This window comes from Streptomyces sp. B21-105, from assembly GCF_036898465.1.
Classification (GTDB): domain Bacteria; phylum Actinomycetota; class Actinomycetes; order Streptomycetales; family Streptomycetaceae; genus Streptomyces.
Window position 1 is genome coordinate 1 of the sequence record NZ_JARUMJ010000001.1, and the last position, 26,882, is coordinate 26,882.

The 26,882-nt window shown below is 68.1% G+C and carries 19 protein-coding genes and 9 pseudogenes; 20 read left to right on the forward strand and 8 right to left on the reverse strand.

The genetic code is table 11. The annotated features are described in order from the left end of the window. The 3 genes and pseudogenes from tap to QA802_RS00015 all read left to right on the forward strand — a co-directional run. The coding region (gene tap / locus QA802_RS00005) for a telomere-associated protein Tap (RefSeq protein ID WP_334517129.1) at positions 1–2,072 on the forward strand (2,072 nt) is incomplete at its 5' end. Positions 2,073–2,163: 91 nt separating this feature from the next. Continuing rightward, positions 2,164–2,721, forward strand: coding sequence for a telomere-protecting terminal protein Tpg (gene tpg / locus QA802_RS00010; RefSeq protein WP_334517131.1), 558 nt, complete (start codon positions 2,164–2,166; stop codon positions 2,719–2,721). 157 nt (positions 2,722–2,878) lie between these two features. Next, a pseudogene (locus QA802_RS00015) lies at positions 2,879–3,381 on the forward strand (transposase); the annotation flags it as partial. A 36-nt stretch (positions 3,382–3,417) separates the two neighbouring features. Here QA802_RS00015 and QA802_RS00020 read toward each other — a convergent pair. The 3 genes and pseudogenes from QA802_RS00020 to QA802_RS00025 all read right to left on the reverse strand — a co-directional run bounded on the left by QA802_RS00020 (position 3,418) and on the right by QA802_RS00025 (position 5,641). Then, positions 3,418–4,104: a transposase gene (locus tag QA802_RS00020; protein ID WP_443042249.1), complete on the reverse strand. Its 687-nt coding sequence runs from the start codon at positions 4,102–4,104 to the stop codon at positions 3,418–3,420. A gap of 195 nt (positions 4,105–4,299) precedes the next feature. Then, positions 4,300–4,398, reverse strand: a pseudogene (locus QA802_RS41375) (hypothetical protein); the annotation flags it as partial. Positions 4,399–4,438: 40 nt separating this feature from the next. Further along, positions 4,439–5,641: pseudogene (locus tag QA802_RS00025) on the reverse strand (IS3 family transposase). Between the two features lie 273 nt (positions 5,642–5,914). On the opposite strand from QA802_RS00025, the gene QA802_RS00035 reads away from it, so the two are divergent. The 3 genes from QA802_RS00035 to QA802_RS00045 all read left to right on the forward strand — a co-directional run bounded on the left by QA802_RS00035 (position 5,915) and on the right by QA802_RS00045 (position 7,686). Continuing rightward, positions 5,915–6,732, forward strand: a protein-coding gene (locus QA802_RS00035) for an IS5 family transposase (protein WP_334517135.1) whose coding sequence is annotated in 2 segments (ribosomal slippage) — positions 5,915–6,257 and positions 6,257–6,732 — 819 coding nt in all. Because the reading frame shifts where the segments join, the coding sequence is not laid out codon by codon here. Positions 6,733–6,886: 154 nt separating this feature from the next. Then, complete coding sequence (locus QA802_RS00040; protein WP_334517136.1) at positions 6,887–7,345, forward strand: SRPBCC domain-containing protein; 459 nt, start codon at positions 6,887–6,889, stop codon at positions 7,343–7,345. Then, positions 7,342–7,686, forward strand: coding sequence for an ArsR/SmtB family transcription factor (locus QA802_RS00045; RefSeq protein WP_334517138.1), 345 nt, complete (start codon positions 7,342–7,344; stop codon positions 7,684–7,686). Before QA802_RS00040 ends, QA802_RS00045 begins: the two co-directional genes overlap by 4 nt. Before the next feature lie 10 nt (positions 7,687–7,696). Here the strand turns inward: QA802_RS00045 and QA802_RS00050 are convergent. Further along, a pseudogene (locus tag QA802_RS00050) lies at positions 7,697–8,534 on the reverse strand (IS5 family transposase). A gap of 98 nt (positions 8,535–8,632) precedes the next feature. Between QA802_RS00050 and QA802_RS00055 the strand changes: the two are divergent. Both QA802_RS00055 and QA802_RS41380 read left to right on the forward strand, forming a co-directional pair. Further along, positions 8,633–9,493, forward strand: coding sequence for a hypothetical protein (locus tag QA802_RS00055; RefSeq protein WP_334517140.1), 861 nt, complete (start codon positions 8,633–8,635; stop codon positions 9,491–9,493). Then, entirely contained in the window at positions 9,490–9,993 is a 504-nt protein-coding gene (locus tag QA802_RS41380; RefSeq protein WP_443042053.1) for a variant leucine-rich repeat-containing protein, read from the forward strand. Before QA802_RS00055 ends, QA802_RS41380 begins: the two co-directional genes overlap by 4 nt. Positions 9,994–10,539: 546 nt before the next feature. Here the strand turns inward: QA802_RS41380 and QA802_RS41385 are convergent. Next, positions 10,540–11,589 (reverse strand): annotated as a pseudogene (locus tag QA802_RS41385) (site-specific integrase); the annotation flags it as partial. Between the two features lie 188 nt (positions 11,590–11,777). Further along, a complete protein-coding gene (locus QA802_RS00065) occupies positions 11,778–12,506 on the reverse strand; it encodes a site-specific integrase (protein ID WP_334517144.1) in 729 nt (242 codons plus the stop codon). A 56-nt stretch (positions 12,507–12,562) separates the two neighbouring features. Between QA802_RS00065 and QA802_RS00070 the strand changes: the two are divergent. Next, positions 12,563–12,706 (forward strand): annotated as a pseudogene (locus QA802_RS00070) (ATP-dependent DNA ligase); the annotation flags it as partial. A gap of 330 nt (positions 12,707–13,036) precedes the next feature. Here QA802_RS00070 and QA802_RS00075 read toward each other — a convergent pair. After that, a complete protein-coding gene (locus tag QA802_RS00075; protein ID WP_334517146.1) occupies positions 13,037–14,131 on the reverse strand; it encodes a LacI family DNA-binding transcriptional regulator in 1,095 nt (364 codons plus the stop codon). A 428-nt stretch (positions 14,132–14,559) separates the two neighbouring features. Between QA802_RS00075 and QA802_RS00080 the strand changes: the two genes are divergently transcribed. The 10 genes and pseudogenes from QA802_RS00080 to QA802_RS00125 all read left to right on the forward strand — a co-directional run. Then, positions 14,560–15,828 (forward strand): ABC transporter substrate-binding protein, encoded by a 1,269-nt coding sequence (locus QA802_RS00080; RefSeq protein WP_334517148.1) that lies wholly within the window; start codon positions 14,560–14,562, stop codon positions 15,826–15,828. A gap of 89 nt (positions 15,829–15,917) precedes the next feature. Further along, a complete protein-coding gene (locus QA802_RS00085; RefSeq protein WP_334517149.1) occupies positions 15,918–16,790 on the forward strand; it encodes a carbohydrate ABC transporter permease in 873 nt (290 codons plus the stop codon). A gap of 12 nt (positions 16,791–16,802) precedes the next feature. Then, entirely contained in the window at positions 16,803–17,639 is an 837-nt protein-coding gene (locus QA802_RS00090) for a carbohydrate ABC transporter permease (protein ID WP_334517151.1), read from the forward strand. A 115-nt stretch (positions 17,640–17,754) separates the two neighbouring features. Then, positions 17,755–18,612, forward strand: coding sequence for a glycoside hydrolase family 43 protein (locus QA802_RS00095; RefSeq protein WP_334517153.1), 858 nt, complete (start codon positions 17,755–17,757; stop codon positions 18,610–18,612). 121 nt (positions 18,613–18,733) lie between these two features. Continuing rightward, complete coding sequence (locus tag QA802_RS00100) at positions 18,734–21,208, forward strand: carbohydrate binding domain-containing protein (RefSeq protein ID WP_334517155.1); 2,475 nt, start codon at positions 18,734–18,736, stop codon at positions 21,206–21,208. A gap of 255 nt (positions 21,209–21,463) precedes the next feature. Then, entirely contained in the window at positions 21,464–22,789 is a 1,326-nt protein-coding gene (locus QA802_RS00105; RefSeq protein ID WP_334517157.1) for an alpha-L-fucosidase, read from the forward strand. Between the two features lie 29 nt (positions 22,790–22,818). Continuing rightward, positions 22,819–23,067 (forward strand): annotated as a pseudogene (locus QA802_RS00110) (TIM-barrel domain-containing protein); the annotation flags it as partial. Positions 23,068–23,185: 118 nt separating this feature from the next. Continuing rightward, positions 23,186–23,308 carry a TIM-barrel domain-containing protein gene (locus QA802_RS00115; protein ID WP_334534186.1) on the forward strand — a complete coding sequence of 41 codons (123 nt, stop codon included), beginning with the start codon at positions 23,186–23,188 and terminating at the stop codon, positions 23,306–23,308. 45 nt (positions 23,309–23,353) lie between these two features. Beyond that, positions 23,354–23,947: pseudogene (locus QA802_RS00120) on the forward strand (IS6 family transposase); the annotation flags it as partial. Positions 23,948–24,102: 155 nt separating this feature from the next. Then, a pseudogene (locus tag QA802_RS00125) lies at positions 24,103–24,423 on the forward strand (IS5/IS1182 family transposase); the annotation flags it as partial. A 594-nt stretch (positions 24,424–25,017) separates the two neighbouring features. Here the strand turns inward: QA802_RS00125 and QA802_RS00130 are convergent. Further along, entirely contained in the window at positions 25,018–25,587 is a 570-nt protein-coding gene (locus QA802_RS00130; RefSeq protein ID WP_334517159.1) for a hypothetical protein, read from the reverse strand. A gap of 133 nt (positions 25,588–25,720) precedes the next feature. On the opposite strand from QA802_RS00130, the gene QA802_RS00135 reads away from it, so the two are divergent. Then, entirely contained in the window at positions 25,721–26,836 is a 1,116-nt protein-coding gene (locus QA802_RS00135; RefSeq protein WP_334517161.1) for an AI-2E family transporter, read from the forward strand. Positions 26,837–26,882: the final 46 nt, after the last annotated feature.

The following is a 26,882-nucleotide window of genomic DNA, read 5'->3' on the forward strand; positions in this document are numbered from 1 at the left end:
TGAACGAGGAGCCGCACCTGCCGCCACCGGCGGAGCGTGCCCGGCTGCGTGAGGCCGCCGGCATCACGCAGGCCCGCCTGGCGGCCGCGTTGAAGACCACGACCCAGTCGGTGAAGAACTGGGAGAACGGCCGCAGCGAGCCGAAGTCGCCGCGCCTGGACGCCTACCAGCGGCTGCTGAACGGGTGGGCGGCGAAGTACCCCGCCCCCGGCACAGCTCCGACAGTTCCGGTTGCCGCGACCGTGCCTGCGGCGTCTGCCGAACCGGGTGCGTCCAGGGCGGAGACGGCAGATGCCGCGGCCCCTCAGGCTTCCGCCGTTCCGGCTGCGGCGCTGGCACGCCCTGCCGTCCGGCCTGCTGCGCCGTCGCGGCGTCCGGCCACGAAGAGGGCGGCGCAGCCGGCAGCCGACCCGCGCTTCCCGCACGGCCCGCTCGCGGTCCTGGACGGTGACGGCTGCGCGTACGGCACGGGCGGGATCGTGCTGGACTGCCCGGCGACCACCGTTCCGGAGTTGGTGGAGTGGACGCTGCGCGAGTCCGGCCTCGGCGCGCCGAAGCTCAACCGCTACGGCAAGGACTCCGACCCGCTGATCGTCCTCACCGCCGCAGCCGCCGTGAAACTCGGACTGCCCGAGCGCCTGGAAGGCCACGAACAGCGCCGCTCCCTGCGCCTGCCCGAGGACCACCCGGTGGTCAAACAGGTGGCGAAGGCGAAGTGGCGGCTCACTCAGCGCGGGTTCGGGCCGTGGGCAAGGATCTACCGCAAGGCACAGGGACGCGACCGGCAGTGCGTGCAGCTCGCGATCCTGTCCTGGGACGCCCTCGACGAGCGGTCCTGGCCCGGGGTGGCGGAGATGGAGCCGGCCGACGTCGCCCGCGTCCTCGGCGTGTACGCGACCCGGGTCATCACCCCGCGCGGCTCCACAGCCGTATCGGGCCTTGAGCTGATGACGGCGCTGCGCCCGCCCACCCGCGCGGTGCGCGACGAGGCGAGCGGGAACTGGGTGCCCGGCCACAACCCCGGCAGCCTTGGCACCGAGCCGATGGCCCCCGCGCCGCCGGAGGCCACCCCCGAACACCCGGTCGTCGTGGACAGCGGCTGGAGCGGCGGGTTCTTGAACGAGGAGGCGTACCAGTGGGTGCGGCCGGTGGACCTGCTCAGCGATGAAGAGTGCACACTTCCGTACGCGGTCGGCCTGGACCTGAACACCGCCTTCCTCGCCGCCGCGGCCCGCCTGGTCGTCGGCCTGTCCGGCCCCGACCACTTCCACGCCCCAACGTTCAACCCGAAGATCCCCGGGAGCTGGCTGGTCGACCTGTCCCACGTCGAGGTGGACCCGCGCCTGCCCTCACCGTTCACACCGACCGGGGAGCGGCCGACGGGACCTGCCTGGTATCAGACGCACACCGTCGCCTACGCCCAGGAACTCGGCCACAACGTCGCCCCGCTCGAGGCGTACCTGCGCCGCGAGACCGGCGCCTACCTGGACCCGTGGCACGACCGCCTCAAGGAGGCGTACATCGACACCCTCACCGACCTCGGCGTCACCAAGGAACTCACGGACGTTCAGTTCCTGGCGGCGATGGAGCGGCACAAAGACGCCGACCCGGCCATGGCGGCTGTCCTGGCGGCTATCAAGGCCACCGTCAAGGGCGGCATCGGCAAGCTCCGCGAACGCCCCCAGGGCAGGAAATACAAGGAGGGCGAACGGTGGCCGGCCCTCCAACGCCCCACCTGGCGGCCCGACATCCGCGCCGCCGTCATCTCCAAGGCCCGCGTCAACATGCACCGCAAGATGCGCAACATGGCCACGATGACGGGCCTGTACCCGCTCGCCGTGCTCTCCGACTGCGTCGTCTACCCCAGCCCCGGGGACAGCCCGCTGGACTTCCTGCCCTACGCCGCCTCCGGCAAGCCCCAGCCCGGCGGCTTCCGCCTCGGACCCACCCCCGGCCTAGCGAAGCTGGAGGGCGTCCAGTCGATGCTCTGGGCGGTCGACCTCATGGAACAGGGCCACAACCCCGCCCGCCACATCAAAGGCGGCGACGCCGTCCTCGACGAAGGAGAGTAGGCCAGTGCCCGACACCGGATGGACGCACACGACGCGGACCCCGTCGGCCGACACCGGCGGCCAGGACCCCACCGTCGAGAAAGGCTGAGCCGTGGCAGAAATCGAGGACGCCATCGAGCGGGCCGACAGGGAAGCGTTCACCCGCCAGCCCCCCAAGACCCTCAAAGGGCAGATCGGCTACCTGATCAAGCAGCTCAAGACGACCCGCGCTGTCGCCGAGGAGATCGGGGTCAGCCAGCGGTCGGTCGAGCGCTACCGCAAGGGCGAACGCAAACACCCGCCACAGGCGATCACGGACCGCATCGACGCCGCCGTACGGACCCGCTGGCAGCCCCAGGTCCGCAAACGCCGACAGAAACAGGCCGCCACCACCACGGGCATCACCGTAGAGACAAGGGCCCGCTTCGGATACACCGCACCCATCGGCACCACCGACGACGGAAGATTCCGACGGCTTACCGTCCACCTCCCCCCGACCTACGCACAGCGCTTGTTCAACGCCCGCGACGCCGGAGCCAGCGACCAGCAGATGCGCCAGATCATCGCCGAAGGATTCAAAGACATCTACTTCCAAGACGGCGGAGCCCGCGCCATGGGCCTCTCCGACGTCACCCTCAACGACATCGACTACCTCGACCTCGACTACTAACCTCCAGACCCGCCGGGAGCCGGGAGTGTTCAATGATCGGCGGATCCGATGATCAAGGAGACGCCTGATGAGCGACACCACCATCGAGCAGATAGCGCGCGCGGATGTCGAGCCGGTGGCTGCGCCGGTGCTGGCGAGTGACGAGCAGTTGGTCGCGATGCTGGTGGACCGGGCCCGCAGCGAGGGTCTGCAGCTGACCGGGGAGGGCGGGCTGCTGCAGCAGTTGACCAAGCGGGTGCTGGAGTCCGCCCTGGAGGGCGAGATTACGGATCACCTCGGATACGAGAAGCACGACGCCGAGGGCCGGGCAGCGGCAACTCCCGCAATGGCACCAGGGCGAAGACCGTGCTGACCGATGTCGGCCCGGTAAAGGTCAATGTACCCCGGGACGTGGCGGGCACGTTCGAGCCGGCCATCGTCAAAAAGCGCCAGCGCAGGCTGTCCGGCGTGGACGAGGTGGTGCTGTCGTTGTCCGCGAAGGGGCTCACCCACGGAGAGATCTCCGCGCACCTGGCTGAGGTCTACGGGGCGAGCGTGTCCAAGGCCACCATCTCCACGATCACCGACAAGGTGATGGACGGCATGGCGGAATGGTCCAACCGCCCGCTGGACAGCGTCTACCCGGTCCTCTTCGTCGACGCCATCAACGTCAAGATCAGGGTTCTGTCGACGATCTTGTGATCCGGACCGTGCTGCTCATCGTGTGAGCAGGACGCGTTTGCGAAGGAGATCGAGGCTGGCCCGGCCGAACATCTGGCGCTTCAGCATCTTCAGCCGGTTGATGTTGCCCTCGACAGCGCCGGAGCTGTGGGGCAGGGACAGCCCGTTGCGGACAGCGTCGAAGTCGCGGCGGAGGTTGTGGGCGAAGCCTGCGAGTGGAGCCAGGTTGTCCTGTTCGACAGTGGCGATCCAGTCCTCGAGGCGGTCGCCGTGGCGTCCGGTCATCATCGCGGCGAACTTTCTGACGTGACCGGTGAGCCGGTCCAGCTCGGGATCGCGCTCACGCAGGCGGTGCAGCTCGTCGGCATCCCTGCCCCGCAGGTGTTCGGGGTGGGTCATGATCCAGGAAGTGACCTCGCGGACCGACGGGGGCTTGGGGCCCACGGCAGGTGCGTGTCCGCGCCCGGTGCGGTAGCGCCGCAGGTGTCGTTGGACGGCCAACTCCCCACCCGGGTAGCCAAGTTGTTGTATCTCGCGGTAGAGCTGTGCGGCGTTTCTGACGCCTTCGTTCCAACGCCGGTGCAGGTAGCCGACGTACGGGTCCACGATGTGCGCCCGCTGCAGGCTCTTGGCAACGACATCGTCCGCGGAGCGGGCACCCACCAGCTTGCGGACAGTGGCCTGGTGCAGCTCGAGTTTCCGGCCGATCGCCGCCTTCGACATCCCCTGTTCCCACAGTTCGTGGGCGGCAGCATGCTGCTCACGCAGCCGGGTCACGATCTTCAGCTCTTTTGGTGGCTGGACCACCTCGGGCTTTGCCTCCAGGTGGTCGGGGTTGCCTTCCCGGCCGGGAGGCGGTTCAGCCAGGCGGGAGCGATAGGCGTTGACTGTCTTCTCGACCGCCTGGCCGAGGTTGGCCCACAGGTGGTAGCGGTCAGCGACCTGCTCGGCCTGCGGTGCCCCGGCCCGTGCTCCCTCGCCGTAACCGCTGGAACGGTCCCGGCAGATCACCTTCACCTCGGGGTGACGGGCCTTGACCCGGAATCTTGGACACGGGCTATGCGGCTTGGGCCAGGGTAGTTGATGTTGTGTCGAGTGCTGTCTCGTAGGCGATGGGACTGCGTTGTCCGAGGCGGGAATGACGGCGTCGGGTGTTGTAGCGGTTGAGCCAGCGGAACGCGTCGAGACGGGCCTCGCGTTCGCTGGACCAGTGCTTTCGGCCCTGAAGCGTCTCGCGTTTGAACGTCGCGTTGAAGGACTCGGCGAGCGCGTTGTCCGCCGAGCTGCCGATCGCGCTCATGGACTGGCGGACGCCGGCCTGGCGGCAGGCGTCGGCGAAGGCCCGGCTGGTGTACTGGGCTCCGTGGTTGGTGTGCATGACCGCCCCGGAGAGGCTGCCGCGGGTCCGTTCGGCGGCGGACAGGGCGTCGGTGACGAGGTCGGTGCGCATGTGGTCCGCGATCGCCCAGCCGGCCAGGCGGCGTGAGGCGAGGTCGATGACGGTGGCCAAATACAGGAACTTCCCGCCGTCCAGCGGGAGATAGGTGATGTCACCGACGTACTTCGTGTTCGGCTCGCTTGCCGTGAAGTCGCGGCCGATGAGGTCCGGGGCCTTCGCCGCGGCCGGGTCCGCAACAGTGCTGCGGTGTCTGCGGCGCAAGCGCATGCCCGATAGACCGGCACCCCGCATCACCCGCGCGATCCGCTTGTGGTTGACGCGCTCGCCCGCCTCGCGGAGCTCGGCCGTGATTCTGGGGACGCCGTAGGCGCCGTCCGACTCGCGGTGCACGGCCCGTATCCGGGCGGCGAGGCGGGCGTCGGCCGCCTGCCGGGCGGCCCGGTCCGCGGCCGTCGCCCGCCAGTAGTAGAAGCTGGAGCGGGCGATGCCCAGGATGATGCACAGCCGCTTCACGCCGTAACGGCGCTGATGGTCAGCGACGAACTGGAAGCGGTTCACCAGCGCGTCTCCCCGGCGAAATACTTCGCCGCCTTCCGCAGGATCTCGCGCTCTTCCTCCAGCTCACGGACCTTCTTCCGCAGAGCGGCGTTCTCCGCCTCCAACAGCGTCGGCGGCTCGGTCGGCACCTCCGCCCGGCGCCCCCGGGGCCGGCTCGCACCGGCTGCCCGGACCCCGTTTGCGCAGGGTCTCGGGGTTGATCCCCAGATCGGCGGCGACCTGCCTGATCGTCGCCTCGGGCCGCGACTGGTACAGCGCGACCGCGTCCGCCTTGAACTGCGACGGATAGTTCTTCATGACCACGAGATGTCCGTTCTCAGATCCTCAGGATCAAGTGTCTCGTGTGTCCAGGATCAAGGGTCAAGGCCCGGCAATGCGGTCACCCGCCCGGCGTCGACCTCCGCCTTGGGAACGCTTCACCTCTGTAGGCGGCACAACGCGCCGGAACAGCACCCACAGCTCATCCGGCACCAGCCGCTCAATCAAGTCAGCCATGAACCGTAAACGACAAGCCGCCGCCATAAGAAACGATGTCTAAGACCGTGTCCTACGTGGTGAGGCGTCGTTGACCTCGGTATGGGGCGGGGTACGTGGAGTGGGATTGTTCCGGACGGGCTGTGGGAGATCGCGAAGCCGCTTATCCCGCCGTCGAGGGTGCGGCCGCAGGGCGGCGGAACGCAGGACACGCCTGATGAGACGCTGTTCGCGGCGATCATCTACGTGCTGGTCAGCGGATGTGCCTGGCGCCAACTACCGCCTTGCTTCGGCATATCGAAGTCGACCGCCCACCGCCGGTTCCTGATCTGGTCGAGAGCCGGCCTCTGGGGGCGGTTACACGAGGCCGTGCTGCACCGGCTCGACGACGCCGGCCTTATCGACGTCACCCGCGTCCTCCTGGACACCGCTCACGTCCGGGCTAAAAAGGGGGCGAACACACAGGTCCGAGCCCCGTGGATCGGGGTAAGCCGGGTTCCAAGATGCACGTCCTGTCGGACGCGAACGGACTGCCCCTCCTCGTCGGCGTCTCGGCCGGCAACACCCACGACAGCGAAGGGCTGAAGCCCATGGTCGAGGGTCACCAAACGAGACACGACCCCCACCGCGGACGGTACTTCAAGCCCCAGCGCCTCCACGCGGACAAAGCCTACGACCGCGCCGACCTGCGGAAATGGTTACGTGGCAAACGCATCGGAGTACGGATCGCGCGCAAAGGCATCGAGTCCAGCGAACGATTGGGTCGCCGCCGCTGGGTCATCGAGCGGACGATGTCCTGGCTGTCCGGCTACCGACGCCTGAGCCCTCGCTACGAGCGCGATCCCCGCAACTACCTGGCCTTTCTCGGACTGGCAGCCGCCCTGTGCTGCTACAAACGACTCGTCCGCCTCACCACGTAGGACACGGTCTAAGAACTCCTAACGAAATGAGTAGCGGTGCTCGAGGCTTGGCGGAACCCGAGCAGCGCCACCCCCCATGTGCAACCAATCAGTTGCGCATGGGTTTCCAGATGTGCAACATTTGGGTAGCGCATCCGGATGAGATGAGGTTGCAATGATCCCCAACACGATCGAACGCGCCATCCTGATCAACGCCTCCAGGGAACGGGTCTGGTCCGTGCTGAGTGAGCCCGCTTTCCTCGGCCGCTGGTTCGGCAATGGAGAGCCGGTCAAGATCGACCTGCACCCCGGCGGTCTGCTGGTCTTCGACCACGGCATCCACGGCGTCATTCCCGCCCGTATCCAGACGGTCGAGCCGCCGCGCGTCCTGTCCTGGCGGTGGTCCCAAGGCGCCGCAGGCGAGGAGCCGGACGACTCCAACGCCACTCTCGTCGAGTTCACCCTGACCGAAGACGGCTCCACCGGAGGCACCCGGCTGACCATGGTCGAGAGCGGCTTCGCGCACCTCGGGCTGCCCACCGACGAGGCCACCGACCGGCATCGCGCCAACAGCCAGAACTGGCCCGGCAAGCTCGACCAACTGCGCGCGGCCTGCGAACAGACCACGGCATGACCCGCACCACCGAGGGCGAACGGGCCCCCGAAGACGTCCTGGTGGCCCTGACCGACCCGATCCGCCGAGAGATCCTGGCCGTCCTTGCCCGCGAAGGCGGCGCGACCTCGACGTCCCTCGCAGCAAGCCTCCCTGTCACCCGCCAGGCGGTGGCCAAGCATCTGGCCGTCCTCGACCGCGCCGGACTGGTGCGAGCCCACCGAGCCGGACGTGAGGTCCGCTACGAAGCCGACCTGCAACCACTGAGGCGGACGACGCGATGGATGGACACCCTCGCCACCCAGTGGGAACACCGCCTCAACGTGATCAAGGATCTGGCGGAGGGGGTCACTGGCCCCTGAACCTGCCGCCTCAAAGGCCCGTCGCAGTGCGGAGTCTTCTCCAGCAGATCAGTGCGCATCCCAGGGTGAGGAAGGCTTCGTGGATGTCGTCGCGGATCTCCCAACGGATCCGCAGGCGGCGGAACCAGTGCAGGTGGGCGAACGCGCGCTCGATGACCCAGCGTTGGGTGCCCAGGCCGGAGCCGTGCTCGGTGCCGCGGCGGGCGATCAGCGGCTTCACGCCGAGGTCCCAGACCAGGCGGCGGTACTTGTCGTGGTCGTAGCCGCGGTCGCCCAGCACTACATCCGGGCGGCGCCGGGGCCGGCCGCGCTTGCCCCGCACTGGCGGCACGGCTTGGAGGAGCGGGATCAGCTGGGTGACGTCGTTGCGGTTGCCGCCGGTCAGGGTGGCGGCGAGCGGGATGCCGGTGGCGTCGGTGATCAGGTGGTGTTTGCTGCCCGTCCTGCCCCGGTCGACGGGGCTTCGTCCCGTCTTGGACCCCCCTTTAATGCCCGGATGTGGGAGCCGTCGACGGCCGCCCGGGAGAAGTCCAGGGCGTTCGCGCCGCGCAGCTTGGCAAGGAGGACCTCGTGCAACCGGGGCCATACCCGGCCTCGGTCCACTCAGCCAGACGGCGCCAGCAGGTCATGCCCGAGCCGAAGCCGAGTTCCTGCGGCAGGTGTTCCCACGCGGTCCCCGTGTGCAGCACAAACAGGATGCCCTGGAACACCAGCCGATCTGGATGCCGCTTGCGCCCAGGATGCCGACTTCGGCGTTCCACCTTCGGCAACAGCGGCTCGATCACCGCCCACAGCTTGTCGTCGACCTCCCACGGCTTCGGCCGCGCCACCCCGCACCCCCAGATCATCAGTCCGGGAGTGATCCAACCACCTCGAAGATCATTTCGTTAGGAGTTCTAAGGACCAATGGAAGGCTGGCACGCAGCGGCCCGACTAGGTTGAGCGCATGACAAGCCTCGATCACCCCCAGATGTCCGGGCTGGGGCGGAACCCAACAGCCCCTCAGGACGTCCTGATACGCCTGGCCACACACAAGGCCGGCCGACACGGGATATCGCTGCGTCGCGGGCGGCTGGAGGACGCTGTTGTCGAGGCTCTGCTGACGCACGGCGACGACAACACCGCGGTGCGCCTTCACGGAGACCGGGTCTCCCCGGCGATGCGCCGCAGGATCGCCGAGCATCCCAATCCGGCGATCCGTGACGCGTACGCAGACTTTGTCCGCGGCATGGTGGATCGCAAGGTGCCGATCGGCATCGATGCCCTGGAGGAAGCCTACGGCCAGCCTCGGGCGGCACTCGTCAGCGCGACGAGTCCGAGCCTGCGCGCCGCGGTCGCGCGAGCCTGGTACGACCGGCCTCTCGCCGTGCAAGTGGAACTACTCGCCGACCCGGATCCGCAGGTCCGTGCAGCCGCCACCGAGCACAGGCAACCGGGTGTCCCGCCTGAGTGGAGGGAGCGTTGCCTTGCCGACGCTGCTGTGTGCGTCAACGTGGCGCGCTACGCCCCGCTCACGTCGGAGCAGTTTGTGCAGCTCATGCGGAGCGAGGAAGAGAAGGTCCATCAGGCTGTCGCCGGGAACCCTCATCTATCGGCAGAGATGATTGCCCGGCTACTGGACATCAACGACCCCCTCGTGCGGATCGCGGCTGCGCAGAGTCGCCATGTGGACGCCGAAACCCGGGACCGACTGTATGCGCTCGTAGAAGCCGAACGCGCGGACGGAAGCATCGAGGCCGAGGTGGCTCTGAACTGGAACTTCGCCGAACCGGACTGGCTGCGCGAAGCGCCCTCAACGAGCAGATGACCTACCTGGACTGCCGGTACACAACATTCCGGCGCGTACTGGCCTCCTGTCACGACCTGCCTGAAGAGGCATGGCGTCGGCTGGACAACGACCCGGAACTCCTGGTCCGTCGTGCCGCCGCCCGTCGGCCAGACACACCACCGGAGGTCCTGGAAGGGCTGGTACGCGCACACGGCGACGTATTCCACATCCGACCGCTACTCGTCGACCACCCCAACTTCCCCCGTCACATGCTGCGCACGTTCGTTGACGAACCAAGCCCGAACGTGCGCTACCTCGCCCTGCAAGACCCAGAACTACCAGTGCCAGAACTTCAGCAACTCGCCGCCGCTGCCGAGTCCTTCCTGCGCCGCGGGGTCGCCCGTCACCCCAACATCACGGACGCGTTGCTGGAGCATCTGCTCTCTGACCCAGACCCCCAGGTAGCCGACGATGCCGCTGCCAACTCCGTGCTGCGGCCGACCCAGATGTATCGAATGCTCACCGCTGCTGGCTTGTGACTCCACGAGAGCCTCAGGCCCGGGCCCCGTGTTCTCCCGGTTCTCGCGGACGCGGCGGTGCGGGGTCGGTGAAGACGGGCATGCCGAGGTCGACCAGTTGGGGTCGGCCGTCGACCGGGGCCCGGCTGAGGCTGTTGAGCTTGGCGGTGGCGGCGTCGAGACTGACCTGGAGTCCTTCGACTTCTCCGAGCCAGCCGTTGCCGCGGGCCTCGCGGATGCGGTCGCGAAGGTTCTGGATGATCTCGATGAGGCGGCCACGCTGGCGGGGGTCGATCTGGAGGACCGGGCAGCGAATGCAGGCGTGTTCGTGCTTGCAGGGGGTCCCGTAGGGCGTCCGCAGGTACCGAGGGAGACCTTGCGCAGCTCGAAGTGCTGCTGGAAGTCGCGCCACTCCTGCTCGGTGGGCTCGCGGTACTCCTCCTGGGGCCGGTCGGCCCGGCGCCGGTCCAGGAAGCTGCGGTAGGTCCGCACCAGGTCGTCTTGGAAGACGGCGAGGTATGCCTGGGTGGTGGCCAGCGTCTTGTGCCCGAGGATGCGGGCGGCGATGTGGACGGGCAGGCCCCCGGTGACGGCTTCGGTGGCGAACATTCGGCGAAAGTCGTGCGGGGTGTAGCGCAGGGGCTCTCCGGCAGCGTCGCGTAGACCGGTGGCCACGAGGGTGCGGTCGAGGAAACGTTTGATGCTGGTCTCGTTCAAGACCTGGGCCTGCCAGTAGGGCCGGCGCTGGAAGAGGCGGGGGAGCTGCGGGCCGGTGACGCGCTCGTGCTGGTCGTAACGGGCGACCAGGGGGATCTTGCCGTCGTTCGCATCGCGCAGGCGCTTGACGATGGTGGCCAGGACGCTGGCCAGCTCGGGGCTGACGAGCAGGAGCCGCTCCTCGTTGCTCTTGGACGGCACAATCTGGAGCAGTGGGACGATCTCGCTGGTGTCGGGGAGCTTGTAGGAGACCAGGGCGAGGTGGGTCAGCTCGGTCAGTTCTTCAGCACGGACGCCGGTGTGTCGGAGGGTCTCGATGGCTGCCCAGGCCCAGAAGGCGTCGTCTTCGACGATGCTCTGGTTGATCCGGCGTCCGGTGCTGTAGACCTCCTTGATGTAGACGTGCTGGGAGCCGTGATCCAGACGGCTGGGGATCTGGTTGACCTTGGGCAGGATGCGCAGGTAGCGGGTGCCCTCGTGCTCGAAGACCTCTTCGAAGGGGGTGGCTCGGGCGGCTTCCAGCAGCGCGGCTGCCTCGCTGCGGACGCGCTCTGCGGTTTCCAGCAGGACTGGCAGACGGGGCAGGCGTTCACGGACGCGCTGGTGCATCCGGGAGTGGACCTGGGCGACGATCTTGTGGTTGCCCGCGCCGTCGCCGCGGGTGATCGGGCTGGGGACTGCCCACTGAGCCCAGAACGGGTCGTCGTGGGCCCATTCTTGGATGTCCAGGTAGAAGCCGCGGACACGCATCAGCGGTGGCCACCAGCACACGCCGCCGCTCGACACCGTCGAGCCTGCCGACCGGAACCCACCGGCCCGCCATCCGCACTGCCGGCCGGGAGGGGTCCTCCACCAGCAGCGATCGCCGGGTCGGGGTGTAGAAGCCGCGCGTACGGCCATAGTCGAGCATCTCGCGCCGGTCCCACTCCATATAGTCGCGCACGTCCCGCAAGGCCGACACCGGCCAGTACACCGCCCGCCCCGAGGAGCCCTTGGCGATCGCCTGCGGCAAGACCGCACGGGCGTTGACAATCCCCGACCCGGCCGGAGGCATCTCCGGCAGCTCGAACACCGTCAGCACCGACTGCTCACACAGCCGCAGCCCCGTGCGGACCATCGAATCGGCGTACGCCGCGTTCCGCGCAGCCCACCGTCCACGGAACCCCGACCGTGGCAGCTCTCCCGCATCGAAGCCGCACAGCCCAACGTTGCCACAGCCGATACGAGGCCGGCGGCAGCCACTTCACCTCCTGGCGCGGCCCCGTATGGGACGCCTCCGCCGGCACGTGCCGCACCTCTCCCCGGCCGGGTCCACGCGTCCACGGCGACCACGCAGCTGCCACGCGCTGCCGAATCGGATTCGCCCGAACGAGGTCCTGCTCGATCGCCCACAGGTAGAACTGGTTGACCGTCGAGACCTCCCGGTCCCACGAGGTGTCCTCCACCCGCGGCCCGCGCTCATCCCGTCGACGCCACCACTCGTACGCCGCGCGATCGTCCACCGTGGCTCCACGCCAGTTGTGCACTCCGCGCGCGAACCACAGGAAGTCGAAGAACGTACGCAGGTCACGGGCATGGGCGGCCTGCGTATTCCACGGAGAGGACGCCAGCCACACCGAGAAGTACCGGGTTAACGCGATGTCGTACTCGCCCTCCGGGCTGATCAGGAACGGCTGCCCTTCGGGCACTCCCAACTCGTCCAGACGCTGTTCGAGCCCAGCGAACACGGTACTGAACTCCCGCATGAATGCCGTCGCCTCGCGTGGCCACGGCCGCTCACGGCGAGTGAAGTGAACCCGCCATCCCGTGATCGACATGGCGCTGGACGATATCCGCGAACAGCTCAACAGGCGCATAACCCAAGTGGGACGGCTACCGCGCCCAGCTCGCCCGCTACGCAGACGGCCGCGTCCTGCTGCGCTCCCGCCGCGGCACCGACATGACGCCCTCGTTCCCCGAGATCCGGGCAGCGGCCGCGCAGCTGCCCGGGGACACCGGCCTGGACGGGGTTATGTGACCTGTATGGGTGTCTCACACCCAGAGTGTCTCGGTCGGCGCGCCTCCGTAGACGAGAGGCGCAGATGCCCGCCCGGCCCGCCACCGAACGCGACGAAGAAGCGATCACCGCATGGCGGGATGTGAACCGGCAGGAGGTAAACCCTCCGGGCGGCGACCGGCGCGTTCATCTGCTTCGAAGACGAAGCGGGCGTGACCGGCCGTCCGCCCAAGGGCCGCACCTGGGCCGACGCGGCAACTTCCTACGGGTGGGGCGCCCTTCGCCCACGAGCCCGGACGAGCCCTTCGTTCCCGATGCCACGGCCGGGTGACAGTTTGGAGCGGAGGGCCGTCACCCGTTCGCGGACGCCCTTCGGGCGCCGCCCTCACGCCCCGCCTGGTTCGCGGCGTGCCGGTGCGGCATCGCAGGGTCACGCCGTGCCGCCGGCGGGGCGGTGGAGTTGCGCACCACGAGTTCGGTGCCCACCTCCATGTGCTCCATGAGTAGCCTCTGCCCGTCGATGAGGGAGAGCAGCGCGCGGGCCGCCTTCTGGCCCATGTCGTGCAGCGGCTGACGCACGGTGGTCAGGCCGGGGAAGCTCTGCGCCGCCTGCGGGAGGTCGTCGAAGCCGACGACCGAGAAGTCGGCGGGCACGCTGAGGCCGCGCGCCCGGGCGGCGTCGACGGCGCCGAGCGCCATCAGGTCGGCGCCGGCGACGATCGCCGTCGGACTGTGCTCGTCGATCAGACGAGCCGTGGTGCGGAAGCCGCAGGCGTAGGAGAAGTCGCACGTGGCGACCAGCCGCTCGTCGACCTCCAGTCCGGCGAGCCGCATCGCGTCCTCGTAGCCCTGGAAGCGGATGGACGTGCTTTCCAGGTCCTCCTCACCGCGGAGGTAGGCGATGCGGGTGTGCCCCAGGTCGATGAGGTGCTGCGTGCCCTGACGCATGCCGTGGTAGTTGTCGACGCTCAGGCGGGGCAGCGGTACGTCCAGCCGCCGGGGGTCGATGATGACGCAGGGCAGCTTCTGACGGCGCAGCAGTTCGACGGTCTCGTCCTCGAGGACCGGCGCGATCATGAGCACACCGTCGACGAGGCCACGGGCCAGGAACTCGATGCGGTCCTTTTCCCGCACCGCGTCGTGGTAGGTGGCGTTGACGAGCAGTTCCTGCTCGGCACTGGCCAGTTCGTCGGCGACGCCGCGCAGAATCTCCAGGCCGTACTGACTGGTCAGGTCCAGCGCTATGAGGCCGACGAGCCCGCTACGGCCGGCCTTGAGGTTGCGGGCCGAGACGTTCGGCCGGTAGCCGAGTCGTCCGGCCACCTCCATGACACGGCGTCGGGTCTCATCGGAGGCCCCCGGCTTGCCGTTGATGACATTGGACACGGTCATCGCGGAGACGCCGGCCTCCTCGGCCACCTGCGCGATGGTCGCCCGTCCTGCCACCCGAACTCCTTCTGTCTGCCGACTTCGGCGAAGCGGCTCCGTTCGTCCAAGCGGAGCCGGAAGGGCTTCCCTCACCCATGAACACACGCTGGAAAGTGTAACGATAAGGCGGCGGGACCGTCAACGACACCCCTCATCGACGCAGGGTTCAAACCTGAAAAAAACGGTCTTAACTGGCCATTTGGCCTACCCTTCAAGGCTTGGCGACCACGCTGACCGCGCTGACCGGCGACAGAAAGTTACGTATAGATGTCGCTTAAGTTTTGCGTTACAGTCCCCGCAATCGGCATGAACGATCGCCGCAAAGGCGGGTGGAACGATCCCTTTCCGCATGTGTCAGTACTTCCCCGGCACGGAAACGGACCAGCCCGTTCAAACCCCTTCAGAGATGACAAGTCGGTCCGTACCGACGATGGGTGAGGTGTGCAATGAAGCGCTCTGGGAGACGTCTCGCGGTCGCCACCACGGTCGCCGCCATGGCGATGTCGCTGGCAGCGTGCGGAGGCGGGTCGTCCGGTGCCTCCAAGGACGGCAAGGTGACCCTCCACGTACAGGCGTGGAAGGGCGGCGGCGCGGAGCCCGCCAACGTCGCCGAGATCAACAAGGCGTTCGAGAAGGCCCACCCCGACATCAAGGTCGACTTCGAGTACATCACCGCGAACGACACCTACGTGCAGAAGCTCCAGCCCGAGCTGCTCGGTGGCAAGGCCGGCGACGTGATCATGGTCGACACGGACAAGATGAAGAAGTGGGGCGCCTCCGGCTACCTCGCCGACCTGTCCGGGGAGTCGTGGGCGAGCCGGATAGCCCCCGATGCCAAGCCCTACGCGCAGGCCGACGGCAAGACCCTCGCGATGCCGATGGAGCTGATCGGCATCGGCCTGTACGCCAACATGGACCTGCTGAAGAAGGCGGGCATCACCGAGGTCCCTGCCGACTGGCCGACTTTCCTCGCGGACCTCGCCAAGGTCAAGAAGGCCGGCATCGACCCCATCGCGCTGCCCGACAAGAGCGGCTGGACCGGCAGTTCCGTCTTCCAGGCGAGCGGTTCGACCACCGTCTACCAGAAGAACAAGCAGTGGGACGCCGACTTCCTCGACGGCAAGGCGTCGTTCGACCCGGACTGGAAGTCGTCGCTGGAGCAGTTGAAGACCCTGGAGGACAAGGGGTACATCAGCTGGAAGAACGAACTCGGCGTCGACGAGTGGGCACAGGGCCCGCAGGACTTCAGCGCCGGCAAGAGCGCCTTCTGGTACCAGGGCGCATGGCAGGTCTCCAACATCAAGAAGGCCGGTTTCCCGGTCTCCTTCGCCCCCTGGCCGGGCGGCGCCGAGGGCACCAAGCCCAACAGCATGCTGTTCGCCGGCACGATGTGGGGCGTCAACTCCCAGTCGCAGCAAGGTGACGCGGCCCGCGAGTACGTCAAGTTCTGGTCGCAGAACGAGAACCTCGCCAAGTACCTGGGGGCCGAGAACGCGGAGTCTCCGTTCACGGACGGCATCACGCCGGAATCCGCCGAGACCACGACCTTCACCACGGCCTTCAGGGAGGGCCGTTACCGGATCCTCCCGTCCAACTCCTGGTACGCCGCGGCCGCCGAGACCGAGACCGGCTCCAGGATCCAGGCCTACCTGCTGGGCAAGGAATCCGCCGCGCAGACCCTCAAGGACATCCAGACCGCGGCGTCCGCCAAGTAACCGGCCACCCCTGGTCAGCCGTGGTGGGAGCACGATCGGCGGCTCCGACCGCCCCCACCACGGCCCGTCCGGGCATGAGGAGGACCCCCGTGTTCCACCGACGGCGTGCCACCATGGCCGCCTTCCTGCTTCCGGCGATCGTCATATACGGCGTGTTCATGCTGTATCCACTGGCCCGCGGCGTGTATCTGAGCATGACCGACAGCCTCGGCGGACCGATCGCCAACTTCGTCGGCACGGAGCAGTACCGTGCCATGGCCGACGACCCGAAGGTCACCGCGGCCCTGTGGCATACCGTGCTGTACGCGGCGGTCGTCGTGGTCGCGCAGAACGGACTCGGTCTGCTCTTCGCGAGCCTGCTCTTCCGCCGGCCCAGGGTGCGCAAGACGCTCAGCGTGGTGCTGCTGACCCCCACGCTCGTCTCCCCGGTGATGGCGGCCTTCATCTGGTCGTACCTGTTCGCCCCGGAGGGCGGCATCAACGCGCTGCTCGGCCTGTTCGGGCTCGACTCATTGCAGCACGTCTGGCTCGGGGACACCTCCACCGCCCTGTACGCGGTCGCCGCCGTCAACGTCTGGATGTTCGCGGGCTACTCCTGCGCCATCTTCCTCGCCGGCTACATGAGTGTGCCCCCCGAGCTGCTCGACGCGGCCGCGGTGGACGGCGCGAGCGGCTGGCAGCGGTTCCGCAGCGTGGAGTGGCCGATGCTGGCTCCCGCGCTGACCGTGAACGTCACGCTCAGCCTCATCGGCTCGCTCAAGGTCTTCGAGTTTCCTCTCGTGCTCACCAACGGCGGCCCGGCCGGTGCCACGGACACCCTGACCATGCTCGTCTACCGCAACGTCTTCGGCGGCGGGAAGTTCGCCTTCGGCATCGCGGTCTCGGTCCTGCTCCTGGTCACCGTGGTTGTCCTGTCCAGCGCCACCTCTTCCCTGCTCCGGCTTCGCGAGCGACGAATCTGACGGACGGCAACCATGATCTCCACCCTCTGGCGCCGGACCTCCGGCACCCTCGGCACTGTGCTGCTGTGCCTCGGCACGCTGATGTTCGTCCTGCCGTTCCTCTTCACCGTCGTCACCTCGCTGCGCACCGCGGCGGATGTGGCGAGGTCCCCGCTGGGCTTCCCGCACTCCCTGACCCTGCACAACTTCACCGAGGCCTTCGGGCAGATCCACTACGGGCGCAGCGCGCTCAACACACTGCTCATCACGGCTCTGTCGTGTCTCGGCATCACCGTGGTCGGCTCCCTGGCCAGCTACCCGCTGGCCCGCATCACCCAGAACTGGTCGACCTGGGTGTACCGGTTGTTCATCCTGGGCACCTCGGTACCGATCTTCGTAGTTGTGGCGCCCCTGTACCTGCTGATGCGGGACCTGGACCTGCTCGACAGCTACGCGGGAGTGGTCATCATCTACACGGCCATCAACCTCCCGGTCGCCGTGTTCTTCTACACCAGCTTCGTCCGCTCGATCCCCGTGGACCTGGAGGAGGCCGCCGCCCTGGACGGCTGCGGAGCGTTCCGCACCTTCTTCACCATCATCCTGCCGCTGCTGCGCCCGATCACCAGCACGCTGCTGACCTTCGTCGCCCTCCAGGTCTGGAACGACCTCCTGGTTCCGCTGGTCTTCCTGCAGGACCCCGGCAAACGCACCGTCATGGTGAACGCCTACTCCTTCATCGACCCGCACACCGTGCAGCCGACGACCCTGTTCCCGGCCGCCCTGCTCGGCGTGCTCCCGCTGCTGCTGATCTTCGTCTTCCTGCAGCGGCACGTGGTCGCCGGGATGTCGGCCGGCGCCGTCAAGTCGTAGAGCCCGGCCCGGCCGCCGAGGCCTGAACACGAACACCGTCACCGTCGAGGGCGCCCCCATGCCCCGACGCCCGGCATCCCCGCCGTCCCGAACATCCCGGAAGGACCAACCACCGATGTACGTGGTCTCATACTTCACCGACACCGACGAGGCGCTCCACCTCGCCTACAGCCACGACGGTGCGGAGTTCTCGGTGGTGAACGGCGGCCGGCCCGTCCTACGGGGCACGGTCGGCACCGGCAGGCTGCGGGATCCGTTCATCGGGACGGGCCCCGACGGGCTGTTCCATCTGCTGGCCACCGACGGCTGGACGAGCCCGTGCATCGTCCACGCCACCTCGGCCGACCTGCTCACCTGGTCGGACCAGGAACTGGTCCCGGTCATGGCCGGGGTGGACGGCGCCCACAACGCCTGGGCTCCGGAGTTCTTCCTGGACCGCGCAACCGGGCTGTACCACCTCATCTGGTCGTCGGTCGTCGAGTCCGGGAGCACGGCCGAGGGCCGCGACTACGAACATGTCGGCCAGGACCACCGCATCTGGCACTGCACCACCGAGGACTTCAGCACGTTCTCGGCCCCCGACGTCTTCTTCGACCCCGGTCACTCGGTCATCGACGCCACGGTGCGGCAGCTGGACGAGGGCGGGTTCCTCATGGCCTTCAAGGACGAGCGCGGCACCAACGACCTCGCCACCGCGCACAAGGACATCCACCTGACCGCCTTCGAGACCCCCGGCGGTCCGTACACCACCGGCACGGGACCGGTCACCCCCTCGGTGGTGGAGGGGCCGTCGATCTTCCGGCGCGGAGACGAGCTGGTCATGATCTTCGACCACTACCTCGAAGGGCGATACGGGGCGGCTCGCAGCAAGGACGGCGTGGACTGGGAGCCCGTCTCCCTGGCGCTGCCGCCGGGCATGCGCCACGCCTCCGTCCTCGAAACGCCGCTGCCGGTCTCGATCCCGCCGCGCTGAAGCCCTCCGCCCCCGCCACAGATTCCGGACGTGCCCGCTTCGGCCGACCCGCCCGGTGCAGGAAGCCCCGCGTCGCATCCCGCGACGCGGAGGACACACCCACCCAGCAAGGAGCGTCGCAATGAAGCGTCGCAGATCGGACCGCCCAGGCCTCAGGGCGTCCCGCGTCCTCACCCTGCTCGCCACGCTGGCGGGCGCCCTCCTCCTCCCGGCCCCTGCCGCCATGGCGGCAGGCAGCACCTACTACGTCAACTGCTCGGCCGCCACGAACGGCAACGGCACCCAGGCCAGCCCCTGGAACTCCGTCACCAGCGTCAACAACACCACCTTCGGCGCGGGCGACAACATCCTCTTCGCCACCGGCACGACGTGTTCCGGCCAGCTCGCTCCGCAGGGCTCCGGCGCTTCCGGCAGCCCCGTCACCATGGGGTCGTACGGCACCGGAGCCAAGCCGGTCATCGACGCGAAGGGCGCCACCGGCCCCGTCATCCACCTGCTCAACCAGCAGTACTGGGAGATAGGCGGCCTGGAACTCACCAACGCGGCCTCCTCGCCCGCCTACCGCTCCGGCGTCCTCGCCGAGAACAGCTCCGGCGGCGTCCTGCACCACATCCGGGTGCACGACATGAACATCCACCACATCAGCGGCTGGTCGGGCGGCTGGTACGCCACCAACGCGGGCGTCGGCGTCCAGACCGACCACACCACACCCGTCTCCACCTGGGACGACGTGGTGGTCGAGAACAACACCTTCGACCACGTCGACCGCATCGCCGTCGCCGTCACCCCGGACGGGGACGGCCAGGGCACCGGCCAGACCACGGGCACGGTCATCCGTGACAACACGATGACCTACGACGGCGCGGACGACATCCTCGTCGTCAAGAACGACGGCGCCGTCATCGACGGCAACAAGGCCGGCTACGGCGGCGCGAAGCACACCTGCCCGCCCTCCGGGCAGTACTGCAACGGCGCCTCCGCCGGCATCTGGATGTCCGGCAGCAACGACACCGTCGTCCAGAACAACGAGGTCTACTGCCACGTCAACGGCGCCGACGGCACCGGCTACGACGTGGACTGGGGCAACCACAACACCACGTTCCAGTACAACTACAGCCACCAGAACCTCGGCGGCTTCATGCTGATCATGCCGCCGTTCTCGATCGCCAACGAGCCCACCTCGACCGTCCCCAGTGACGGCACGGTGATCCGCTACAACATCAGCGAGAACGACGGCACCAACGTCGGCTGCCCCGCCGCCGGCACCCCGACCCACGGCACGGGTGTCTTCCACTTCGTCGGCAACATCCCGAACAGGAGCGGCAGTTCGGTCGCCGTCCCGCTCATCTACAACAACAGCATCTACATCAACCAGAGCGGCCTGAACACCCCGATCCTGTACTCGCGCCGGGGCACCAGCGTCACCGGCACCCTCTCCTTCCGCAACAATGCGGTGTTCAACTACGGCACCGGCGGCTACTTCACCACCAGCGCAGGATCCGTCTACTCCAACAACCTCTTCTACGGCACCCACCCGTCCTCCGAGCCGGCCGACTCGGCGAAGGTCGTCAGCGACCCCGAGTTCCGCAACCCCGGCAACGCGGACACCTCCTCCTCGTTCACCGGCACGGATGCCTACCAGGTCCACCCCTCGTCCCCGGTGATCCGGGCCGGGGCGGTCATCAGCGGCAACGGTGGCAAGGACGCCTTCGGCAACACCGTCTCCGCCACGGCCGCGCCCAACATCGGCGCCTACAACGGCACCGGCGGCAACCTCGTCGCCAACGCCGGTTTCGAGACCGGCGCGATGAGCCCGTGGACCAACAGCGGCGCCGCCCCCTCGGTCACCTCCTCGGACCCCCGCACCGGCGGGTACGCCCTGACGACCCAGGCGAGCGGCAGCGGCGCCAACCAGAACCTGACCGGGCTGACCCCCAACACCGCCTACTTGCTCACCGGCTGGGCCAAGGTGACGAACGCCGGGGAGACTCTCGCCATAGGCGTCAAGAACTACGGCGGCACCGAAACCTTCACCAACATCGCCACAACCTCGTACTCCGAGGCCGCCGTTCTGTTCACCACCGGCTCCACCAACACCACGGCCACGCTGTACTGCTGGAAGAACTCCGGCGGCACCGCTGCAGGGAACTGCGACGACATCGCGGTGGAACGCGTGTCCACCCCTGCAAACCTCCTGACGAACGCCGGCTTCGAGACGGGCTCGCTCAGCCCGTGGACCCTCAGCGGCAGCGGATCCTCCGTGGTCACCTCGAACGCCCGCACCGGCACTCACTCCCTGCAGACCGGAGCCTCCAGCAGCGGCGTGGACCAGGCCACCGGCGGTCTGTCGCCCAGCGCCACCTACCTGCTGACCGGCTGGGCCAAGGCCGCAGGCGGCAGCGAGCAGGTCGCCGTCGGCGTGAAGAACTTCGGCGGCACCGAAAGCTTCTCGAAGACCACCGGTACCGCCTACGCCCAGCAGCCGATCTTCCTCACCACGGGAAGCGGCAACACCTCCGCCACCGTCTACTGCTACAAGAACTCCGGCACCTCCGCCGGATACTGCGACGACTACACGCTGATCAAACTCTCCTGACCGTCACCGGCACACCAGGAAAAAATCACCCCCTCCCTCAGGCGGGCCGGCTCGCCCGGCCCGCCCGAGGGCTCCTCGGTCACAGGGCCTCCCAGACGCTGTCGAGGACTGCTTGCTGAAGGGGGAGCGCCGCGAGGTTCGTACCCACCGCAATACCTTCCGACCTGTCGATTTCCCAGGTCGCCGCATCCGGCGCGCCCCCCCAGTGTTCACGGTTCCTCGCGTAACAAATGCGATGTAGCGGGAGTTTCAAGCATGAACGAGTTCCCTCTGAGCGGTCGGCTGGTCCCTGAGTGGTTCACCGACGCCAAATTCGGCATCTTCATCCACTGGGGCGCGTACTCGGTGCCGGCCTGGGCCGAGCCCATCGGCGCCCTCGGCGACGTCGACCCCGATGTGTGGTTCAAGCACAACCCGTACGCCGAGTGGTACTGGAGCACCATCCGGATCGAGGGCAGCCCCGCCCAGGAACACCATCGCACCATGCACGGCGGACGCCCCTACGACGAGTTCCTCGACGTCTGGAAGGCCGAGCTCTTCGACCCCGCGGACTGGGTGGAGCTGTTCGCCCGGGCGGGTGCGCGCTACGTCGTCCCCACGACCAAGCACCACGATGGAATAGCCCTGTGGGACGCCCCGGGCACCGGTACCCGCAACACCGTCCATCGCGGTCCACGCCGAGACCTGATCGCCGACCTCGCCGACGCCGTCCGGGCCCGCGACCTGCGGTTCGGCGTGTACTACTCCGGCGGCATCGACTGGTACGCCGGACGCCGGGACCCCGTTCTCCACGAGGACCGGATGGACGATGGGAGGCCCCATGAGGCCGCCTACGCCGCCTACGCGCACCGGCAGGTCCTCGACCTGATCGAGCGGTATCACCCCGCGGTGCTGTGGAACGACATGGGCTGGCCCCGAGCGGGCCGGGCCGAACTGCCGGAGTTGTTCTCGCACTACTACGCCACCGTGCCGGAAGGCGTGGTGAACGACCGCTGGGACAGCGCCCACGCCGACTACCTCACCAGCGAGTACGAGCTGGACCGGGCCAACGAGCGGGCAGCCTGCTGGGAGAACACCCGGGGAATCGGATTCTCCTTCGGCTACAACCAAGTGGAAAGCGCCGAGCACATGCTGGATCCGGCATGCGCCGTCCGCCTGCTGGTCGACGTTGTTTCACGCGGCGGGAACCTGCTGCTCAACGTCGGTCCGAAGGCCGACGGCACCCTCCCGCAGGAGCAACGCGCCGTTCTGGAGGGCATGGCGTCATGGATGGCCTGCCACTCCGAGGCCGTGCACGCCACCACGCCACTGGAACCAGGTTCCGCCGACCCGCAGAACGGCGGCCCCTGGGTGCGTTGGACCCGCGACGAGCGCCACGTCTACGCCTTCGTGGCCGACGTTCCTGACGGGGCCGGCGGGCATATCGTGCTGAAGGCGCGTCCGGGCCTGCTGGATCCGGATACGGCAGAACGCCTGGACGGCCAACCCGTCAAGGCCGAATCGGGACCGGAGGGTGTCCACGTCACGTCCGACGGTCTCGACACGCCGCTGCCCACCGCGATCCGCTTCGCCGCGCGGTGACCGACCGCTGACCCGGTCGTTCGCTGGGCGTGGGCAACTTCTGGCTGGACGCCTGCGAACCCGACCCGAGCCCGGAGGCCGCCGAACGCGCCGTCTACGCGGCCGGGCCGGCAGCCGAGGCCGCGAACCTCTACCCCCTGCTGCACACCCGCGCGGTGGCCGGCGGGCTGCGCGCGGCGGGCGACGACCGGCCGCTGTCCCTGGTCCGGTCCGCATGGGCGGGCAGCCAGATGTACGGGGCCGCGCTGTGGTCCTGCGACATCCCGCCCATCTTCGACGCCGTCGCCCGCCAGATCAGGGCCGGGCAGAACGTCGCCAAGAGCGGTATCCCCTGGTGGAACACCCGACATCGGCGGCTTCGCCGGCGGCCGCCCGGGCGGTCCGGGGTACCGCGAGGTGCTGATCCGTTGGCTGCAGTACGGCACCTTCAGCCCCCTCATGCGGCTGCATGGCAACCGCCTGTCGCACGATCAGGACTTCTGCACGGAGGCGACCGGCGGGCACTGTCACGTTGGCTGACCGGTGGGATGATCTTCTGGTTGATGAGCCTGGGAAGGGTCGTCCGTGGGGAGCGCGTCGCTGTCGTACAAGGGCACCGGTACCCGGTCGAGGTCATCTCCCACTGTGTGGGGCTGTACCACCGCTTCCCGCTCAGCTTCCGCGAGGTCGAGGAGCTCATGCTCGAGCGCGGCGTGACCGTCTCCTACGAGATGATCCGCCGCTGGTGCGCCAAGTTCGGGCAGGCCTACGCCAACGCGCTGCGCCGCCGGCAGCCCCGGCCCGGTGACAAGTGGCACCTGGACGAGGTCTTCATCAAGATCAACGGGCGGTTGCAGTACCTATGGCGGGCCGTCGACCAAAACGGCAACGTCCTGGACATCCTGGGCAGAACCGGCGGGACAAGGCCGCGGCCAGGCGGTTCTTCCGCCGCCTGATGAAGAGGACGGGTGCGGTGCCACGGGTGGTCGTCACGACAAGCTCCGCTCCTACGGCGCCGCCCACCGCGAGGTCATGCCCTGCGTCGAGCACCGCCAGTCGAAGTACCTGAACAACCGGGCGGAGAACAGCCACCAGCCAACAAGGCAGCGCGAACGGGCGATGAAGGGCTTCCGCTCCGTGGGCGGAGCACAGCGGTTCCTCTCCGCGTTCAGCGGTATCTCGCCCCCACTTCCGACCCCGCCGCCACCTGATGCCCGCACACCACTACCGCGCCGAGATGACCGTCCGCTTCGCCATCTGGGAGCAGATCACCGGCGTCGCCGGCCTTGCCACCGCGGCCTGAGCACAGGCCCGGCTCCCAAGCCCACCCTGCCCCGACGCGCCGTCAGGCAGTCACAGCCGACAACGTGACAACGCCCTCACGGGCCATCCGCTCCGGCTTACGTCGGCGCGGCATCCGGGCGGTCATCCCTGAACGGGCCGACCAGGTCGCGGGCCGACGGCGTCGTGGATCGGCTGGCGGACGACCGCCCACGTTCGACTCCGAGCAGTACAAGACCCGCAACGTCGTCGTGCGCTGCTTCAGCAGGCTCAAGCAGTTCCGGGCCATCGCCACCCGTTTCGACGAGCTGGCCGCCCGCTACCTCGCCGGCATCCGCATCGCCTCACTCATCCTCTGGCTCCGCGAACCGTGATCATTTGTCAGACAGAAAGTAGCCCTGGTCCGGCTCGGCGTTCCGGCACCACGGCCGAGCGCCGTTCCGCGACCGGTGATCGCCATTTGTTGTAGCGGCCTTGAATCGCGTCTCCCACACGATGGCCGCGAGAACGCCCAGGCAGAGCACGGCGGAGATCTTCCACTCCTGCGCGAAGCTCGCGAAGTGGCACCCGCCGAGCACCAGCCCGCCCTCGGCGCCGGCCCTCAACCGGATGACGCGTGTCCAACAGCACATGCGACCGGCGCCGGGAGCGGCTCCTCGCCCGGCTGCCGGAGGGGCGCGGCATGAACCTGTCCGTGCGAGCCCGGCCGACGTGCTGTTGGAGTGGGTCGCGCAGCCTCCGACACAGGGACATACTCCGCCTTCGGGAAAAGGACAGGGCATGACGTTCTTCCACCGGTGGCGGACACGAGAGACGTGAGTTCTTGGTGGTGGCCCCTCATGGCTATGCATGCGACAACGGGAGACGTCTGTCGACGGCTTCGGGAGTCATCTCGCCGTACGCCAATGCGTGACAGATAAGCGGTATCGGCGAGTGTGTTCACGAGGTCACGAGCCTTGCACGACCTGCTACTTATCCCAGACCGTGATTTCCGCCTGAGCGCTGTCCTCGTTCGGATCATCAGTGCCGCCGAAGAGAACCTTCTTCAGCTTCACAAGAGCTGTTCGATCACGACCAGTGATGAGACACAATGACTCTCCGGCGGTGGCCTCCACCACGTCCCTGCCTTGAGTGTGCACCAGGTTCGCGCATTCGCTCTGTGTCGGCGGCTTCTGATCAGCCTCGACCAACGCCATCCTGATATCCGCGAAGCGGGCGATGCCGTCTGACAGCGTTTCAGGCAACAGGATGTCCCCGCCGACCGCCAGGCCTTCGCTGGGTGGATTCGTGTCCAACTCGAAGTATCCCTCCAGGCGGACGGTGCCGTGATAGAACACGGCTGTTGTGGCGTCTGAGGAAGCCGTCGGTGCGGGAGTCCCCTGGTCCCCGCCTTTGTCCTGTAGAGGCTTGTCGCTTGCTGCGGTCACCGTCGCTGTTACGGTGACCGTAGGTTGTGCCGCGCCGGTCGGCGACCTCAAGCCCGTGGCTGGAAGGCCGAAGAAACCGGCAACGATGCCGAGTACGGCGACCACTGCCATGACGACCGCTGCCCAACCCTGCATCCTGGCCGAGCGCGGCTGTGTCGGTCCGAGGGTGCCACCTGGGGATGAGGGGCGGACCGGGCCGCTCCCCGTCCGTGGCGGGGACGGTCGTACCCATAAGGTGACCCCCATGTCTGCCACCTTGAGTTCCACGAAGACACGTGCCGCACTGCGCACATTGGCGCGCGTCTCGGTCGAGTTGCTGCTGGTGCTGGTGATGGCCGCCACGGTCATCTGGTTGCTCGGACGCATGTGGTCGGTCGTCTGGCCGTTCATAGTCGGTCTATTCATCACGACGCTGACGTGGCCCCTGACGCGCTTCCTGCGCAACCGCGGCTGGCGCCCGGCCCTGGCCGCGTCGGTCGTGACCGTGCTGTTCCTCGTCGTGGCGGCGGGCACCGTGGCGCTGATCGCGGTGCCGGTGGCGTCCCAGTCCGGCGAACTGACCGATGGTGTCGTCGACGGCATCCAGAAGCTGCGCGAGTGGGCGGCCGGACCGCCGCTGAACATCGGTGAGGATCAGATCACCGGGGCCTCGGACGCCGCGGTCGAGCGCATCCGCAACAGCGCGGGCAGCATGGTCACCGCGGTCTTCACGGGCGTGAGCACCGTGGTGAACGGCGTCGTCACCGCCGTCCTAGCCGTCTTCCTGATGTTCTTCTTCCTCAAGGACGGCCCGCGGTTCCTGCCCTGGCTCACCCGGCAGCTGCCCGGCCGGCTCGCGACCGACATCCCGACGGTGGCCGCCCGCGGATGGGACACGCTCGGAGCGTTCGTACGCTCCCAGGCGATCGTCGGTCTGCTCGACGCGGTCTTCATCGGCATCGGACTCTGGGTGCTGGGCGTCCCGTTGGTGCTTCCGCTGGCGGTGCTCACCTTCGTGTCCGCCTTCGTGCCGATCGTGGGCGCGCTGTTCGCCGGTTTCGTGGCGGTCCTGATCGCCCTGGTGTCGAACGACCTTACTGACGCCCTGATCGTGCTGGCGATCATCGTCGTGGTGCAGCAGCTCGAAGGCAATGTGTTCCAGCCCATCATCCAGAGCCGCGGACTGGGTCTGCACGCCGCGGTGGTCCTCCTGGCAGTCACCCTTGGCGGCAGCCTGGCCGGCGTCGTAGGCAGCCTGCTCGCGGTTCCGGTCGCCGCCCTCATCGCCGTGGTGTGGAACTACGTGCGCGAACAACTCACCGACCCGACGCGGGAGTCGGACGCCGAAGGCTCGCCGGACGGTGCGGTCGTCCCGTCGTAGGCCGCGGTCAGCGGCGGACTGTCGCCCGTGCGGGGAGCAGTCCGCC

Coding starts and splice junctions, on each gene's coding strand:
- QA802_RS00135 (WP_334517161.1), top strand. CDS start 25,721: ATGTCTGCCACCTTGAGTTCCACGAAGACACGTGCCGCACTGCGCACA.
- QA802_RS41380 (WP_443042053.1), top strand. CDS start 9,490: ATGACCTACCTGGACTGCCGGTACACAACATTCCGGCGCGTACTGGCC.
- QA802_RS00055 (WP_334517140.1), top strand. CDS start 8,633: ATGACAAGCCTCGATCACCCCCAGATGTCCGGGCTGGGGCGGAACCCA.
- QA802_RS00045 (WP_334517138.1), top strand. CDS start 7,342: ATGACCCGCACCACCGAGGGCGAACGGGCCCCCGAAGACGTCCTGGTG.
- QA802_RS00065 (WP_334517144.1), bottom strand. CDS start 12,506: ATGTCGATCACGGGATGGCGGGTTCACTTCACTCGCCGTGAGCGGCCG.
- QA802_RS00080 (WP_334517148.1), top strand. CDS start 14,560: ATGAAGCGCTCTGGGAGACGTCTCGCGGTCGCCACCACGGTCGCCGCC.
- QA802_RS00095 (WP_334517153.1), top strand. CDS start 17,755: ATGTACGTGGTCTCATACTTCACCGACACCGACGAGGCGCTCCACCTC.
- QA802_RS00020 (WP_443042249.1), bottom strand. CDS start 4,104: ATGTCGAAGGCGGCGATCGGCCGGAAACTCGAGCTGCACCAGGCCACT.
- QA802_RS00130 (WP_334517159.1), bottom strand. CDS start 25,587: ATGGCAGTGGTCGCCGTACTCGGCATCGTTGCCGGTTTCTTCGGCCTT.
- QA802_RS00040 (WP_334517136.1), top strand. CDS start 6,887: ATGATCCCCAACACGATCGAACGCGCCATCCTGATCAACGCCTCCAGG.
- QA802_RS00105 (WP_334517157.1), top strand. CDS start 21,464: ATGAACGAGTTCCCTCTGAGCGGTCGGCTGGTCCCTGAGTGGTTCACC.
- QA802_RS00090 (WP_334517151.1), top strand. CDS start 16,803: ATGATCTCCACCCTCTGGCGCCGGACCTCCGGCACCCTCGGCACTGTG.
- QA802_RS00100 (WP_334517155.1), top strand. CDS start 18,734: ATGAAGCGTCGCAGATCGGACCGCCCAGGCCTCAGGGCGTCCCGCGTC.